This is a genomic window from Brucella tritici (assembly GCF_008932285.1).
In the GTDB taxonomy this organism is placed as follows: domain Bacteria; phylum Pseudomonadota; class Alphaproteobacteria; order Rhizobiales; family Rhizobiaceae; genus Brucella; species Brucella tritici.
The window spans coordinates 288427-304991 of record NZ_WBVY01000003.1 but is presented as its reverse complement, the minus strand read 5'-3'; the positions used below and the strand labels follow the sequence as shown (position 1 = coordinate 304991).

Below are 16565 nucleotides of genomic sequence, written 5' to 3'. Positions count from 1 at the left end.
AAGAAAAACCGGAAACTTCAGGTGTCTCTTGGAAAGTCCACATCGATTTTCTGAAAAGATACATTTAAAATCAAACAATTAGATCGCTTTCGATCTGTTCCACACAGACGGATGTGCGATCTGAAAACAGGACGGCAACGTCGCCTCGCAGCCCCCTTAAACTGCTGAAGCTACTACCGTGCTGTCGTGACAGGACGGCGAGAGGTCGCAGTTTGTACAGAGTACTTTCGCAACGCTTTTGGATAGCCATGCTTGGCTTTCTGGCATTTTTTCTCATTCTGGCGCCGCTAGGCGCTTCACACAGGCATGCCGCACGGGCCGCAGAGCCCGCGGGCACGACTGTCGGCGCAAGCGGACTTCCCGTGCCACGTTTCGTCAGCCTTAAACCCGCACGCGTCAATCTGCGCATCGGACCGGGGCGCGACTATGCGGTTTCATGGCTTTTCATGAAGGCGGGACTGCCCGTCGAGATCATCCAGGAATATGACAACTGGCGTCGTATCCGCGATGCGGACGGCACGGAAGGCTGGGTCTACCAGTCGCTGCTTTCGGGAAAGCGAACTGCCATCACAGCCCCCTGGCTCAAGAACAATCAGGGTTCGATGATCAATATGCGCCGCGATGCGAGCGACACGTCGGGACTTGCTGCCGAAATCGAGCCCGGCGTGGTTGGAACGGTGCGCGAATGTACCGGTCAATGGTGCCGGGTGGATATGGGCGGCGTCCGCGGCTGGATCAAGCAATCGGACCTGTGGGGCGTATATCCAGGCGAAGCCTTCGACTGACTTCGCCCAAGCGGAGCGAAAATCGCCCCGCTTTCACTTCGGAATATCACCAGGCAGGCGCTACCGATCCCTTGAACGTCGTGGCGATGAACTCCTTCACTTCATCGCTGTGGTAGGATGAAATCAGAGTTTTCACCCAATCGGCATCCTTGTCGGCGGTGCGAACGACGAGAATATTAACGTAAGGCGCTTTCTCGCCTTCCCGCACCAGCGGATCGGTTGCCGGGTTCAGGCCAGCTTCCATCGCATAGTTGGTGTTGATGACAGCAGCATCGACGTCTTCCATCGAGCGCGGAAGCTGTGCCGCATCGAGTTCAACGAATTTCAGGTTCTTTGGATTTTCGACGATATCGATGGCGCTGACCTTCAATCCCTTGGTCGGGTCGATTTTGATAATCCCGCTTTCGGCAAGCACCAGCAAAGCGCGACCGCCATTGGTCGGATCATTGGGGATTGCAATCGTCGCGCCGTCGGCCAGCTCCGAAATGTTCTTCAGCTTCTTCGAATACAGCCCCATCGGAAAGTTGACAGTCTCCGCAACGCTCACAATATCGAAGCCACGATCAGCGACCTGATTGTCGAGATAGGGCTTGTGCTGGAAGGAGTTGGCTTCCAGTGCGCCATCCGCAAGCGCCATGTTCGGAATGACATAATCCGAGAATTCCTGAATATCGATTTCAAGACCGTTCTTCTCGGCAACTTCCTTCACCTTTTCCATGATCTGGGCGTGCGGCCCCGGCGTCACTCCGATCCGGACGGTCTTTGCAAAGGCGCTGCCAGCGGTAAACAGGGCAAGAATGGTCGCGGCGACAAATAGCTTACGCATGATATCTCCTTGAAATAAGCCCGGCTGGGCTTGGGAGGCTAGCCAGCCAGGATTGCAGAACTTCGTCCCTTTTCAGCCCCTTATGGTCCAATAGGCAACAAAAAAGCGGCCATGGCCGCTTTCTTTTATTCCCAACTGAAAGGGGAGGCTCGCTACTGGTCCCGTTTATTGGCCCTTGCGGCGCAGGCGGACGATGATATCCACATTGACGATTTCCATGCCATGCGGAGCGTCCGGCATGTTGGCAACCGTGGGCTGGCCCCTTTCGCCATGTGGAATATCGAACACAACATTTTCCCCTTCGAGGAAGAAATGCTGGTGGTCCGAGATATTCGTATCGAAATAGGTCTTAGAGCCCTCAACCGCGATAATACGCAGCATACCGGCTTCCGTGAACTGGTGGAGCGTATTGTAAACCGTCGCGAGAGACACCGGCACATCGGCCATGACGGCCTCTTCGTGCAGGTCTTCCGCAGACAGATGGCGATCGCCCTGGGCGAAGATCAGGCTCGCAAGCGCAACGCGCTGCCGCGTCGGACGCAGGCCCGCGCGGCGGAGCTGCTCTTCCATCGAGACCGTCGAGTGGGTATGTGAAGACTGCATATTCACCGTTGGTTCCGTCACAAGCTTGTTGCAAAATCATCAATCGTCAAACGGGCTGTTGCCCATTGCATACTGACATTGATATATGCCGTTGCGAAATAAGTATCAATAGCCTTGGGAATTGGCCGGTTTTTCGGATAAAACCCCAGATAAACCCAATGCATGATTTTACTGCCGGAAACAGTCTGTGGTAGGGATGTTCCGGTGAAACCCACAACCGGGCCGGATTGCCGGTCGATACAGAATGAACCTCAAGGGAGGCGTAATGGCAGAACAGAAATCAAGCTATGGGTATGAAGAGCTCCTGGCCTGCGCACGCGGCGAGATGTTCGGCCCCGGCAATGCTCAGCTTCCCCTGCCTCCGATGCTGATGGTCCATCGCATCACAGATATTTCCGAAACCGGCGGTGAGTTCGACAAGGGCTATATTCGCGCCGAGTATGATGTGCGCCCCGACGACTGGTATTTCCCGTGCCATTTCATGGGCAATCCGATCATGCCGGGCTGCCTCGGCCTCGACGGCATGTGGCAGCTGACCGGTTTCTTCCTCGGCTGGCTCGGAGAGCCGGGCCGCGGCATGGCTCTTTCCACCGGTGAAGTGAAGTTCAAGGGCATGGTGCGTCCGCATACCAAGCTTCTCGAATACGGCATCGATTTCAAGCGCGTCATGCGCGGCCGCCTCGTGCTGGGCACGGCTGATGGCTGGCTGAAAGCCGATGGCGAAACCATCTACCGGGCGTCTGACCTGCGCGTCGGCCTGTCGAAGGACAGCGAGGGCCAGTAAGGCACCTCAATCATCATCATCCACGAGCGCGACTGCAAAAAAGTGAACAGTTTTCATGCGGCCGCGCTCAAAACATGCGAAGATCGCACCTATGTAACCGCGAACAGGCGGCAGTCCGCATGACGGACACGTCGCTCACGGATCAGGTGTAAAGGAGAACGCGATGCGGCGTGTGGTCGTAACGGGTATGGGGATCGTATCCTCGATTGGTAACAACACCGAAGAGGTCACGGCTTCGCTGCGTGAAGCAAAGTCCGGCATCTCCCGCGCTGAGGAATATGCCGAGCTTGGCTTCCGTTGTCAGGTGCACGGCGCTCCGAATATCGACGTCGAAGCACTGGTTGATCGTCGCGCGATGCGCTTCCATGGCCGTGGCACGGCCTGGAACCATATTGCGATGGATCAGGCCATTGCGGATGCGGGACTTTCCGACGAGGAGGTCTCCAACGACCGCACCGGCATCATTATGGGCTCCGGTGGTCCTTCGACCCGCACCATTGTCGATTCTGCCGACATCACCCGCGAAAAAGGCCCGAAGCGCGTCGGCCCATTTGCCGTGCCAAAAGCCATGAGTTCAACGGCTTCCGCGACGCTGGCAACCTTCTTCAAGATCAAGGGCATCAACTATTCGATCTCCTCGGCCTGTGCGACGTCCAACCATTGCATCGGCAATGCGTTCGAAATGATTCAGTATGGCAAGCAGGACCGCATGTTTGCGGGCGGCTGCGAAGATCTAGATTGGACGCTTTCGGTCCTGTTCGACGCCATGGGTGCCATGTCGTCGAAATATAACGATACGCCATCCACGGCATCCCGCGCCTATGACAAGAACCGCGACGGCTTCGTGATCGCAGGCGGCGCCGGTGTTCTGGTGCTGGAAGACCTCGAAACCGCGCTGGCCCGCGGCGCCAAGATTTACGGCGAAATCGTTGGCTATGGCGCAACCTCCGACGGCTACGACATGGTCGCGCCGTCAGGCGAAGGCGCGATCCGCTGCATGAAGATGGCGCTGTCGACCGTCAAGGGCAAGATCGACTACATCAATCCGCACGCAACCTCGACGCCTGCTGGCGATGCGCCTGAAATCGAAGCTATCCGTCAGGTCTTCGGCTCGGGTGACGCCTGCCCGCCGATCGCTGCGACCAAATCGCTGACCGGCCATTCGCTCGGTGCAACCGGCGTGCAGGAAGCGATCTATTCGCTTCTGATGATGCACAACAATTTCATTTGCGAAAGCGCACATATCGAAGAACTGGACCCTGCCTTCGCGGATATGCCTATCGTTCGCAAGCGCATTGACAACGCTCAGCTCAACACCGTGCTCTCCAACTCCTTCGGATTTGGCGGCACCAATGCGACGCTGGTTTTCCAGCGCTACCAGGGCTGAGGGAGAGGGAAAATATGGAAGGTTTGATGAAAGGCAAACGCGGCCTCATCATGGGGGTCGCGAATAATCACTCACTCGCTTGGGGAATTTCAAAGCAACTCGCAGCACAGGGCGCCGAACTGGCCTTTACCTATCAAGGTGATGCACTCGGCAAGCGCGTAAAGCCGCTCGCCGAACAGGTCGGCTCTGATTTCGTACTGCCTTGCGATGTGGAAGATATCGAGTCGGTCGATGCGGTCTTTGCCGAAGTCGAAAAGAAGTGGGGCAAGCTCGATTTCATCGTTCACGCCATCGGCTTCTCCGACAAGACCGAACTGAAGGGTCGCTACGCAGACGTCACCACGCGCGAAAATTTCAGCCGCACCATGGTGATTTCCGCCTACTCCTTCACGGAAATGGCACAGCGCGCTGAAAAGCTCATGAAGGACGGCGGCTCAATCCTGACGCTGACCTATGGCGGTTCGACGCGCACCATCCCGAACTACAACGTCATGGGCGTTGCCAAGGCCGCGCTTGAAGCCATGGTGCGTTATCTTGCCGCCGACTATGGCCCGCAGGGCATCCGCGTCAACGCCATTTCGGCAGGACCGGTGCGCACGCTGGCCGGTGCCGGTATCGGCGATGCACGCGCAATCTTCAGCTATCAGCGCCGTAATTCGCCGCTGCGTCGCACCGTCGACATTGATGATGTCGGCAAATCGGCAGTCTATTTGCTGTCCGATCTTTCGAGCGGTGTTACCGGTGAAGTCCATTATGTGGATTCCGGCTACAACATCGTTTCGATGCCGACGCTTGAAGAGCTGAAAAGCTCGGACGCGGAACGCGGCGAGTAAGCCAAACCATCTTAGAAAAAGGCCGCCTTCCAGGCGGCCTTTTTATTTACTTCTTTGCATCAAATATCTTGAAGCCATTTGCCTCTTCCAGAAGCGTCACATTCTTGAACAGCCCTTTGAGCGTCATCTCATAAGGCAACTGACGGTTTGCGACCATCAGCAGACGTCCGCCCGGTTTAAGACGCGACGCGGCAGCGGCAATGAACGCCTGACCGAGCGAAACATCCGTCACCCGCCCTTCGTGGAACGGTGGGTTCATAATCACCGTGTCGTAGATGCCCGCCATCTTTTCACTCGTCACATCGAACCAGTTGAAGCTGATCGGCACCGACGCGGCCAGCCGCTCAAGATTGCCTCGCGCGGCTTCAATTGCCTCATAATCGGCTTCATAGAGATCGATTGATTTGATGCGATCCGCAAATTTCAGGCATTGCGCAGCGAGATAACCCCAACCAGCACCAAGATCCGCGACATTGCCGAAGACGATCTTTTCCATATGCGGCACGAGCAATGCCGAGCCCTTGTCGATGACACCGTGCGAGAACATGCCGGGTTCGGTCCGGAATACGTCGTCAATATCGGTTGCAAGCGGTTTCAGCGCCGCAATGAAGTCATCGGTAAGATCGGCGGGCCTTCTCAGCCAGAACACTACGGCATGGTTCTTCGACATGCGGTCGCTGATCTCGGCAAGATTGCCGACCCATTTCCGAAAACTGTCGATGCCGAGCTTTTTGTCGCCGGAGACCGCAATCCATCCACCTGGTTCAACGCGTGCCAAAAGCTCCGCAAACCACGCCTCGTTGCGTCCACGATGTTTTCCGAGCAGAAGTAGCCCGCCGGAAAAACGCTGCTCCTCGCCCACGTCAGACGCTAATCTCGGAACTGCCTTGAAGCCTTCCTTTTCCAGCGCCAGCCAGTCGGGGCGCCAGGGTTGCAGGAAGGTCAGCGCCTGCTTCCACTCGTCTTCAAGATGCCGGTCCGCAGAAAGACCGCAGGCTAGAAAGGATTGCCCCTCTTCGGGCATATCCAGAATGTCCTGATAGAAGGGGAGAAAGAGTGTCTGTTGTGCCGGTGTAATCATGGCCCATCCATGGTCTTGAATTGATTCCCATGCAACAAAAAAGCGCGCCACAAGAGCGCGCTTTCGATTGATTTACAGTAGCTGAAACGCTTATTCAGCGTCGGCTTCTGCCTTCTTTTCAGCAACAACTTCCTTGCCGGTTTCCTGATCCACAACTTTCATCGACAGGCGAACCTTGCCACGTTCGTCAAAGCCCATGAGCTTAACCCAGACCTTCTGGCCTTCCTTGACCACATCGGTGGTCTTGGCAACGCGGTCGGCGGCGAGCTGCGAAATGTGAACCAGACCATCGCGCGGGCCGAAGAAGTTCACGAAAGCGCCGAAGTCAGCGGTCTTGACGACCGTACCTTCGTAGATTTCGCCAACTTCCGGCTCGGCAACAATCGAGTGAATCCACTTCTTGGCGGCTTCGATTTCCTTACCGTTCGACGAAGCGATCTTGACCGTACCGTCGTCTTCGATGTTGATCTTGGCGCCGGTCTTTTCCACGATTTCGCGGATAACCTTGCCGCCAGAACCGATAACATCACGGATCTTGTCGGTCGGGATGTTCATCACTTCGATGCGCGGAGCGAATTCGCCGAGTTCTTCACGCGAGGTCGAAAGAGCCTTCGCCATTTCGCCGAGGATGTGAACGCGACCGCCCTTGGCCTGCTCCAGAGCGACCTTCATGATCTCTTCGGTGATACCGTCGATCTTGATGTCCATCTGCAGCGAGGTGATGCCGTTTTCCGTACCGGCAACCTTGAAGTCCATGTCGCCGAGGTGATCTTCGTCACCGAGGATGTCGGACAGAACGGCGAAGCGCTCGCCTTCCTTGATCAGGCCCATGGCGATACCGGCGACGGGACGTGCGAGCGGAACGCCTGCATCCATGAGAGCGAGCGAGGTACCGCAAACGGTAGCCATCGAGGACGAACCGTTGGATTCCGTGATCTCGGAGACTGCGCGGATCGTGTACGGGAACTGCTCGGCGGCAGGCAGCATCGGATGGATAGCGCGCCATGCAAGCTTGCCGTGGCCGATTTCACGACGGCCTGGCGAACCCATACGGCCGGTTTCACCAACGGAGTATGGCGGGAAGTTGTAGTGCAGCATGAAAGGCTGCTTGTAGGTGCCGGTCAGGGCGTCGATCATCTGTTCGTCTTCGCCGGTGCCGAGCGTGGCAACAACGATCGCCTGCGTTTCACCGCGGGTGAACAGAGCCGAACCGTGGGTACGCGGCAGAAGGCCGACTTCCGAGACGATCGAACGAACGGTCGAAAGGTCACGGCCGTCGATGCGGCTGCCGGTGTCGAGAATGTTCCAGCGAACAATCTTGGCCTGCAGATGCTTGAAGACGGTTGCAAACTTTTCAGCGGAGAATTCCGGCTCTTCAACACCTTCCGGGAAGAAGTGAGCCTTCGCCTTTGCCTTGGCGGCATCGACGGCAGCGTAACGGGCCTGCTTTTCGGTGATCTTGTAGGCGTCGCGCAGGTCGCTTTCGACAACGGCAAGCATCTTTGCTTCGAGATCCGACAGGTCTTCCGGCTGGAAGTCGCGCGGTTCCTTGGCAGCAACTTCAGCGAGCTTGATGATCGCATCGATGACCGGCTGGAAGCCCTTCTGGCCGAAAACAACGGCGCCGAGCATGACTTCTTCAGAGAGTTCCTGCGCTTCGGATTCAACCATCAGCACGGCTTCCGACGTACCGGCAACAACCAGATCGAGCTTCGATTCCGGCATTTCATCGATATTCGGGTTCAGGACATATTCGCCGTTGATGTAGCCGACGCGCGCGCCGCCGATCGGGCCCATGAAAGGCACACCCGAAATGGTGAGTGCTGCAGAAGCGGCAACCATCGACAAGACGTCAGGATCATTTTCCAGATCGTGCTGGACGACGGTGATGACAACCTGCGTATCGTTCTTGTAGCCATCGACGAAGAGCGGGCGGATCGGACGGTCGATCAGGCGCGAGACGAGCGTTTCGTTTTCGCTCGGACGGCCTTCACGCTTGAAGTAGCCACCAGGGATCTTGCCAGCGGCATAGGTCTTTTCCTGATAGTTGACGGTCAGCGGAAAGAAATCCTGACCCGGCTTCGGCTCCTTGGCAGAAACGACAGTCGCCAGAACGACGGTTTCGCCATAGGTTGCGAGAACTGCACCGTCGGCCTGACGGGCAATCTTGCCGGTTTCGAGCGTAAGCGGACGACCGCCCCATTCGATTTCTACTTTATGGGTATTGAACATATCTTGTCCTCATGTGGTGATGCCGCGCAAAAGCGCCTGAAGGCATCGCCTCGGTTGGCGGACGGGCCACGGGCAAGACAACGGGAAGTTCGTTAGTGTCAGAACATTCATTCCCGAACATCCTCTGACACGAACTGCCTGCAATCCTGCCCCATGACTGGTCCAGGTCATGAGCCTTTTGGCTCGTCATCGGCATGACGGAATGCACCCGGTGCGCCGTTTCATGCCAGTGGGCATTCGCCCGATAGGCGGGATGCACTCACATACGTTCGCGCTTCCGTTCTATCTGTTGTTTTTGCATGTCTTCGCCCCAAAACCGATTCCCACTTTTGGGAGACATGCTCAAGTGTCGCATTTTGATCTGTCAGCGGCTATCCGCACGACAAAATGCCGAATAAATCAAACGGGCGACGTTTTGAGACGTCGCCCGATTTTACCGTTAGCGGCGCAGGCCGAGACGGCTGATCAGCGCCTGGTAACGTGCCTGATCGATGCCCTTGACGTAGTCAAGAAGGCGACGACGCTGCGAAACCAGCTTCAGAAGGCCGCGACGCGAATGATTGTCATTCTTGTGGCCCTTGAAGTGTTCGGTGAGGTTGGCGATACGCTCGGAAAGAACGGCAACCTGTACTTCAGGAGAACCGGTGTCGCCTTCCTTGGTGGCGTATTCCTTGATAAGTGCTTGCTTGCGCTCAGCAGTAATCGACATCGTAACACCTTTCTAGATGAGAGGAAAACCAGACGCCCGGGCCGGGATGTCGTCCAGCGCGGGCCATTTACACGATCTGACATGCTTTTACGCATGATCGATGAGGGGCATATAGTGCAAAATTGGCGGGAACGCCAGTCTCAATTCAATTTGCCGCCTTATCGCGATCTTCTGACGAAATGTCAGCCCGTTGTGAAAACGCGCTTCGGTTTGAATTGTCCGTGCTCGATATAGCCGATGGCAAGCAGTTTTCCGCGTGCCGTAACACAGGCTTCATCCGCTTCCAGAGGAGCATCACGTCCGCGCAAGATCACCGGATTGCCAAGACGCACGCGCTGCGCCTGATCGTCCGTAAGCGGTACCTGCGGCAGGCAGTCAAGTGCCGCCCCCGTATCTATGACCAATGCGTCAATCGCCGAAAAGTCGCGACGCGGAGCGGGCTCGACAATATTGCCGTCTTCATCCTTGGGAGGAAGTGGTGGCCAAGCCTGTTCGAGTTCAGCCAACGTTACGGCGTCTTCTTCCGTAAACGGTGCAACTTCAATGCGGCGCAGTTCCGAAATATGGCCGTAGCAGCCGAGGTCCCGGCCCATATCGCGCGCGAGCGAGCGCACATAGGTACCCTTGGAGCATTCGACCTCGAATTCGGTGCGGTCGGCATCGGGAGTGCCAACGATTTCCAGGCGGTCAATCTCGACTTCGCGGGATGGAATCTCAACCGTCTCGCCTTCGCGCGCGAGATCGTAAGCGCGTTCGCCATCAATCTTGATGGCAGAGAACTGCGGCGGGACCTGGGAAATGACACCGGTATAATTCGGCAACAATGCCTCGACATCAGAGCGCGACGGCCGCTTCTCCGAGGTCTTGGTCGGCTGGCCTTCCAGATCGTCCGTGGAGCGTTCCTCGCCCCAGCTTACCGTGAAGCGGTAGATCTTGGTTCCATCCATGACATAAGGCACGGTCTTTGTGGCTTCACCCAGCGCTATGGGCAACATGCCGGAAGCAAGCGGATCAAGTGTACCGGCATGACCGGCTTTTTCGGCATTGAACAGCCACTTGATCTTCGAGACCGCCTCGGTCGACCCCATCCCTTTCGGCTTATCGAAAATAACCCAGCCGGATATCGGACGACCTTTTTTCTTGCCTCGTCTTGCCATGCTTTATTCGTCTCCATTGCGGGAGGCCTTGTCTGCCTCCCCGTCTTCTTCATCGTCATGCCCAAGATCGCGGGCGACTTCCGGCGAGCGGAGAAGCGCATCGATCTTGGAAAAATTGTCAAAGCTCGTATCGGCCCGGAAGCGGAATTCCGGCATGTATTTCATCTGGCTGAGGCTCGGCGCCATGCGACCGCGAATGAACTTCGCATTTGCAGCGAGCGCCTTGATAACCGCCTGCGTATCGGCATCACCGAGCGGGGTGATAAAACAGGTCGCAATCTTGAGGTCGGGCGACATGCGCACTTCCGAAACGGAAATCACGGTGCGGGCGATAAGGTCGTCGCGGATTTCGCCGCGCTGAAGCACCTGCGCCAATGCGTGACGCACCTGCTCGCCGACGCGAAGCTGGCGCTGGGAGAGACCACCTGAGCCCTTGGGGTCGGGAGAACGTGCCATAGTTAAATCCTCGATAAACAGCCATAAACCGGCGACCAGCTCTTTCGGCTGTCCGACCGCATGACTTGAAAATTATGGGCGTAACTTACCACAATTCAGATGGGAGTCAGACCCTCGGAACCGGGCAATAAAAAGCCGGACCGCCCAATTCGGGACGGTCCGGCTCAAGGCTATTAGAGCGTGCGCGAAACGTGTTCGACGCGGAAGGCTTCGATGACGTCGCCTGCGCGAATATCGTCGTAGTTCTCGAACGCCATACCGCATTCCTGGCCGGCCGGAACTTCCGACACTTCGTCCTTGAAGCGCTTGAGCGTCTTGAGCTTGCCTTCGTGGATAACCACGTTGTCGCGGATGAGGCGAACGCCTGCACCGCGCTCGACCTTGCCTTCGGTGACACGGCAACCGGCAACCTTGCCGACCTTGGTGATGTTGAAGACTTCGAGAATCTCCGCATTGCCGAGGAAGGTTTCGCGGCGTTCCGGCGACAGGAGGCCCGACATCGCTGCCTTAACGTCATCGATCAGATCATAGATGATGTTGTAGTAGCGAATTTCGATGCCCTGCTGATCGGCTGCGTCGCGTGCCTGCTTGTTGGCGCGGACGTTGAAGCCGATGATGGCCGCGTTGGAAGCCTCGGCCAGCGAAACGTCGCTTTCCGTGATACCACCGGCACCCGAATGGACGATGCGGGCACGAACTTCGTCGGTGCCAAGCTTGTCCAGTGCATTGGTGATAGCTTCGATAGAGCCCTGCACGTCGCCCTTGATGACGAGCGGGAATTCTTTCGTGCCCGACACCTGAAGCTGGTTCATCATCTGCTCGAGCGAACCGCGTGCACCCGACTGGCGAGCGACAGCCTTATCGCGTGCCAGACGTTGGCGGTATTCGGCGATTTCGCGTGCCTTGGCTTCGTTGGCAACCACTGCAAAACGGTCACCCGCCTGCGGTGTTCCCTGGAGGCCGAGGATTTCGACCGGCATTGCCGGGCCGGCTTCCTTGACATGCTCGCCACGGTCATTGACCAGCGCGCGCACACGGCCCCATTCGCTACCGGCAACGAGGATGTCACCCGGATGCAGCGTACCGGTCTGAACCAGAACGGTTGCAACCGAACCACGGCCACGATCAAGCTGGGCTTCGACGACAACGCCTTCAGCCGTACGCGTCGGATCTGACTTGAGATCAAGAATTTCAGCCTGCAACAGAATTGCTTCAAGCAATTTGTCGAGGTTGAGCTTGTTCTTGGCCGACACTTCGACGTCGAGAACTTCACCGCCCATCGATTCCACAAAAACATCGTGCTGCAACAGGGCAGTACGAACCTTTTGCGGATCTGCAGCCGGCTTGTCGATCTTGTTGATCGCCACGATGATCGGAACGCCTGCCGCCTTGGCATGGTTGATCGATTCAATCGTCTGCGGCATCACGCTGTCGTCGGCAGCCACTACGAGAATGGCAATATCGGTTGCCTGCGCACCACGGGCACGCATTGCGGTAAAGGCAGCGTGGCCCGGCGTATCGATGAAGGTGATCTTCTGGCCGTTCTGTTCGACCTGATAGGCACCGATATGCTGGGTGATGCCACCGGCTTCGCCCGACACGACATTCGCATGACGGATTGCATCGAGCAGCGAGGTCTTGCCGTGATCAACGTGACCCATGATGGTCACGACCGGAGGACGGGAAACCAGCGCGGCTTCGTTATCGGCTACACCGAAGATACCTTCTTCAACGTCCGATTCTGCAACGCGCTTGACGGTGTGGCCGAACTCTTCAGCGATCAACTGCGCCATATCGGCATCAATCACGTCGCCTGGCTTCATCATCTGGCCCTGCTTCATCAGGTACTTGATGATATCAACCGAACGTTCGGTCATACGCTGCGCAAGTTCCTGAAGCGTGATGGTCTCAGGAATGGTCACCTCACGCGAAATCTTTTCGCGGGTTTCCTGCATCTGCGAACGCTTGAACTTTTCCTGACGGCGGCGCATTGCCGACAGCGAACGCGAACGACCTTCGTCTTCCAGATTGCTGGAGATCGTCAGCTTGCCGCGACGGCGATCATCTTCCGTCTTGACCACCTTCGGCGCACGAACTTCCGGCTTGGCTGGCGCACCACGGCGGGCAGCGGTTTGACCGCCGCCACGACGGTCATCATCGTCGGATGCCACAGTCTTGCGGAGCTGGCTCTGCGGAAGCGGCTTGCCCGGGATCGGGGCAGCATCGGCCAGGCTTGGTGCAGCCGGGCGAGGACCGCCCTGCTGCGGACGGCCACCTTGCGGCGGACGATTGCCCTGAGGACGACCGGCCTGCTGCGGGCGATTGCCCTGCGGAGCCGGGCGTGCATCATCGCGACGCTCGGTACGGGCTTCAGGCTGCGGCATACGCTTGGCAGCTTCTTCCTCAGCCTTGCGGCGAGCATCGGCCTCGGCCTTGAGACGAGCTTCCTCTTCCGCCTGACGACGGGCAGATTCTTCACGTTCCTTGGCGCGGCGAGCATCTTCCTCAGCGCGACGCTTGGCTTCCTCGACAGCGCGAGCGCGTTCTTCAACTTCACGAACCTGTGCTTCTTCGAGCGCGCGGCGACGTGCATCCATTTCGGAACGCGACAGCGTGTTCAGCACCATGCCGGAGCGGTCGGACGGGCGCGGACGCTGTGCCTGCTGGCCACCGGGACGCTGTTGCGTCGGGCGCTGCTGTGCAACATGCGGTTTCGTGACCGGAGCAGCGGGTGCTGCTGGCTTCGGTGCCGGAACTGCAGGAGTTGGCGCACGCACTGCTGGCGCCGCCTGTGCAGGTGCAGCCTGAGCCGGTGCGGCTTGTGCAGGCTGCGCGGTCTGAGCCGGTGCAGGGGTAGATGCCGCGGGCGCTGGCGCAGCGGGTGCCGGAGCGGCTGGCCTTGGGGCAGCTGCCTCGACTTCCGGCTTCTCATCAGGCCGCGAGAATTTGCGTTTTTTCGTTTCAACGACGACAGCCTTCGTGCGGCCGTGGCTGAAATTCTGGCGCACGGTGCTCTGCTCGACGCTTGGCCGCTTCATGGTCAGCGTCTTCTTCGTATTAACGCTCAGCGTCTTGTCGTCGTTCGTTTTATCGCTCATTACGTTTCCGTTTCCTTCGCGGCTCCGGCCGCTCTACTCGAGCATTATCCAACGCGACCGGGTCATGTTGGATAAAGCTCCAGTCATCCGCCTCAACGCGCAATCCGATCCAGGACCTGCCAAGCCCCTCCAGAGTTGCGCTCTAATCCGGGTTCGATGCGCTTTCACCGCGATAGCGATGCAACATAAGCGCCCGCTTTACGAACCCGGCTGCCGCCTTTCCTTCAAGTACGGCTGCATGTATCACATTTCCGCCCCCAAATGCCAAATCCATTTCTTCCCCCGTAAAAAGAGTGAAAGAAGGGATTTCCGGACCATCCAGATGCACTACGGCGCGGCGAGCCTGATCGAGCTTGCGTACGCCGTCGGCGGCGGCTTCCTTTGCGTGCAACACCATGGCGGCTGTCCCGGTGCGGATCGCCTGATCCACCTTGGTCGAGCCCGACACCACAGCCCCGGCCTTGCGAGCCAGAGCGAGGCTACCGAGAGCAGATTTCGTCAGCAACTGGTCCACCAGTGCGCCAAGATCCGCCTGCGGCGTCACACCGTCCTTCAGCGCCCGCGCAAAAAGCTTGCGCTTGACCGCTTCATCCACCAGACGACGCTCGGCTTTAACCCAACATCCCCTGCCTGGCAGATTCCTTTTCAAGTCCGGCACCACGGAACCGTCGGGACCGGCCACGAAACGGATCAGATCATCGGCAGAACCGCTTTCGCGCGTGACGATACAGGTTCTGTCATTCATATCCTGCTCCACGCGAACTCCAGTCTTGCCAAATTGCGGTCTGCCCGCACATCGGACGTAACGCGGGCGCTGTACCAGAGCATAAGCCCCACCACAACCCGGAACATGTCCGAAACCTGAACTGGCCAATCAATTCGAATGAATGACGACCATTTTTCAGGGATGAATTGCAAGAGCCGCACAGCTTACGCCCGAATTGCACCAGACGTAAGAAGCCATGCGGCTCTTTTTATTCCGACCGCTTCTTAGGAAGCGGCTTCCTCTTCACCAACTTCGGCTTCTTCTTCCTGAGCCGACGCCAGTTCTTCTTCCGTGATCCATCCTGCCTTCAAACGTGCGGTCAGGACCATCTGTTCCGCATCGACGCGCGAAACGTCGAAGGAAGAGAAGATGCCGCTATGAGCGACGGTTTCGCCGTCCTTGCGTTCACGCCAGCCGACCAGATCGTCAACGGCATATCCGGCAAAGTCTTCAATCGTCTTCACACCGTCTTCACCGACCGCCACCAGCATTGCCGTGGTGATGCCCGGCAGCTCACGCAGCTCGTCTTCGACGCCCAGTTCCTTGCGGCGATCATCCTGTTCGCTCTCGATACGATCCAGATATTCGCGAGCACGTTCCTGGATTTCGCCAGCCGTATCCTCATCGAAGCCATCGATGGACGCAATTTCGCCTGGTTCGACATAGGCCAGTTCTTCAACGGATGCGAAACCTTCGGAGGCCAGAACCTGACCAACCATCTCGTCCACATTGAGGGCATCCATGAAGAGCGTCGAACGCTCGGTGAACTCCTTCTGGCGACGTTCGGATTCTTCGTCTTCCGTCAGGATGTCGATGTCCCAGCCGGTGAGCTGTGAAGCAAGGCGCACGTTCTGACCGCGACGACCGATTGCAAGTGATAGTTGGTCATTCGGGACGACAACTTCAATACGTTCGGCATCTTCATCGAGAACAACCTTGGCAACTTCAGCAGGCTGAAGCGCGTTGACGATGAAGGAAGCAGCGTCCGGCGACCACGGAATGATGTCGATCTTTTCACCCTGCAGTTCGCCCACAACGGCCTGAACACGGGAGCCGCGCATACCCACACAGGCGCCGACCGGATCGATGGAGGCATCCCGAGACACGACCGCAATCTTGGCGCGGGAACCCGGATCACGGGCAACCGACTTGATTTCGATGATGCCGTCGTAGATTTCCGGCACTTCCATGGTGAAGAGCTTCGCCATGAAGGACGGATGGGTACGCGACAGGAAAATCTGCGGGCCGCGCTGTTCGCGACGCACGTCATAGACATAGGCGCGGATGCGGTCGCCATAACGGAATGCTTCACGCGGGATCAGTTCATCGCGACGCACGATAGCTTCGCCACGGCCGAGATCGACGATCACATTGCCGTATTCGACGCGCTTGACGGTGCCGTTGACGATTTCACCAACGCGATCCTTGTATTCGTCATACTGGCGGTCACGCTCGGCTTCGCGCACTTTCTGCACGATGACCTGCTTTGCAGACTGGGCAGCAATACGGCCGAAATCCATCGGCGGCAGCTGATCGGCGATGAAATCGCCAACCTGTGCATCCGGATTGCGATCGCGCGCGGTGAAGAGCGAAATCTGCGTCGCGTAATCCTCGACATGTTCGACGACTTCGAGCAGGCGCTGCAGCTTGATCTCGCCGGACTTCGCATTGATGTCCGCGCGGATGTTGCTTTCCTGGCCGTAACGCGAACGCGCCGCCTTCTGGATCGCATCGGCCATGGCCGCAAGAACGATCTCGCGGTCGATCGACTTCTCGCGTGCGACCGCATCGGCGATCTGCAGAAGTTCCAGCCTGTTAGCACTGACTGCCATTGGACTCTCCTTGGTG

14 protein-coding genes are annotated in these 16565 nt (G+C 57.7%); 4 read left to right on the top strand and 10 right to left on the bottom strand.

Annotated elements, in window-relative coordinates:
* Positions 1 to 212: 212 nt before the first annotated feature.
* Positions 213 to 785 carry an SH3 domain-containing protein gene (locus F9K94_RS11325; RefSeq protein ID WP_151645690.1) on the top strand — a complete coding sequence of 191 codons (573 nt, stop codon included), beginning with the start codon at positions 213 to 215 and terminating at the stop codon, positions 783 to 785.
* A 46-nt stretch (positions 786 to 831) separates the two neighbouring features.
* Here the strand turns inward: F9K94_RS11325 and F9K94_RS11320 are convergent, their stop codons facing one another.
* Positions 832 to 1611: a MetQ/NlpA family ABC transporter substrate-binding protein gene (locus F9K94_RS11320; RefSeq protein WP_151645688.1), complete on the bottom strand. Its 780-nt coding sequence runs from the start codon at positions 1609 to 1611 to the stop codon at positions 832 to 834.
* A gap of 165 nt (positions 1612 to 1776) precedes the next feature.
* Entirely contained in the window at positions 1777 to 2214 is a 438-nt protein-coding gene (irrA, locus tag F9K94_RS11315) for an iron response transcriptional regulator IrrA (protein ID WP_061345208.1), read from the bottom strand.
* A 265-nt stretch (positions 2215 to 2479) separates the two neighbouring features.
* Between irrA and fabA the strand changes: the two genes are divergently transcribed.
* The 3 genes from fabA to fabI all read left to right on the top strand — a co-directional run bounded on the left by fabA (position 2480) and on the right by fabI (position 5218).
* Positions 2480 to 2998 carry a 3-hydroxyacyl-[acyl-carrier-protein] dehydratase FabA gene (gene fabA, locus F9K94_RS11310; protein WP_010657784.1) on the top strand — a complete coding sequence of 173 codons (519 nt, stop codon included), beginning with the start codon at positions 2480 to 2482 and terminating at the stop codon, positions 2996 to 2998.
* Between the two features lie 163 nt (positions 2999 to 3161).
* Positions 3162 to 4385: a beta-ketoacyl-ACP synthase I gene (fabB, locus tag F9K94_RS11305; RefSeq protein ID WP_061344685.1), complete on the top strand. Its 1224-nt coding sequence runs from the start codon at positions 3162 to 3164 to the stop codon at positions 4383 to 4385.
* Between the two features lie 14 nt (positions 4386 to 4399).
* Positions 4400 to 5218: an enoyl-ACP reductase FabI gene (gene fabI, locus F9K94_RS11300; RefSeq protein ID WP_010657782.1), complete on the top strand. Its 819-nt coding sequence runs from the start codon at positions 4400 to 4402 to the stop codon at positions 5216 to 5218.
* Between the two features lie 46 nt (positions 5219 to 5264).
* Here the strand turns inward: fabI and F9K94_RS11295 are convergent, their stop codons facing one another.
* From F9K94_RS11295 to nusA, 8 genes are all read right to left on the bottom strand, one after another.
* The gene (locus F9K94_RS11295; protein WP_151645687.1) at positions 5265 to 6299 is read right to left on the bottom strand and encodes a class I SAM-dependent methyltransferase; all 1035 of its coding nucleotides are present in this window, start codon (positions 6297 to 6299) and stop codon (positions 5265 to 5267) included.
* A 90-nt stretch (positions 6300 to 6389) separates the two neighbouring features.
* The gene (gene pnp, locus F9K94_RS11290) at positions 6390 to 8531 is read right to left on the bottom strand and encodes a polyribonucleotide nucleotidyltransferase (protein ID WP_061344683.1); all 2142 of its coding nucleotides are present in this window, start codon (positions 8529 to 8531) and stop codon (positions 6390 to 6392) included.
* Between the two features lie 439 nt (positions 8532 to 8970).
* Entirely contained in the window at positions 8971 to 9240 is a 270-nt protein-coding gene (gene rpsO / locus F9K94_RS11285; RefSeq protein ID WP_061344682.1) for a 30S ribosomal protein S15, read from the bottom strand.
* A 182-nt stretch (positions 9241 to 9422) separates the two neighbouring features.
* The gene (truB, locus tag F9K94_RS11280) at positions 9423 to 10397 is read right to left on the bottom strand and encodes a tRNA pseudouridine(55) synthase TruB (protein WP_061344681.1); all 975 of its coding nucleotides are present in this window, start codon (positions 10395 to 10397) and stop codon (positions 9423 to 9425) included.
* Positions 10398 to 10400: 3 nt separating this feature from the next.
* Entirely contained in the window at positions 10401 to 10853 is a 453-nt protein-coding gene (rbfA, locus tag F9K94_RS11275; RefSeq protein WP_151645685.1) for a 30S ribosome-binding factor RbfA, read from the bottom strand.
* A 173-nt stretch (positions 10854 to 11026) separates the two neighbouring features.
* Positions 11027 to 13951: a translation initiation factor IF-2 gene (infB, locus tag F9K94_RS11270; RefSeq protein ID WP_151645684.1), complete on the bottom strand. Its 2925-nt coding sequence runs from the start codon at positions 13949 to 13951 to the stop codon at positions 11027 to 11029.
* A 142-nt stretch (positions 13952 to 14093) separates the two neighbouring features.
* Positions 14094 to 14708, bottom strand: a complete 615-nt coding sequence (locus F9K94_RS11265; RefSeq protein ID WP_255362118.1) for an RNA-binding protein — start codon at positions 14706 to 14708, stop codon at positions 14094 to 14096.
* A 233-nt stretch (positions 14709 to 14941) separates the two neighbouring features.
* Positions 14942 to 16549 carry a transcription termination factor NusA gene (gene nusA, locus F9K94_RS11260; RefSeq protein WP_061344677.1) on the bottom strand — a complete coding sequence of 536 codons (1608 nt, stop codon included), beginning with the start codon at positions 16547 to 16549 and terminating at the stop codon, positions 14942 to 14944.
* Positions 16550 to 16565: the final 16 nt, after the last annotated feature.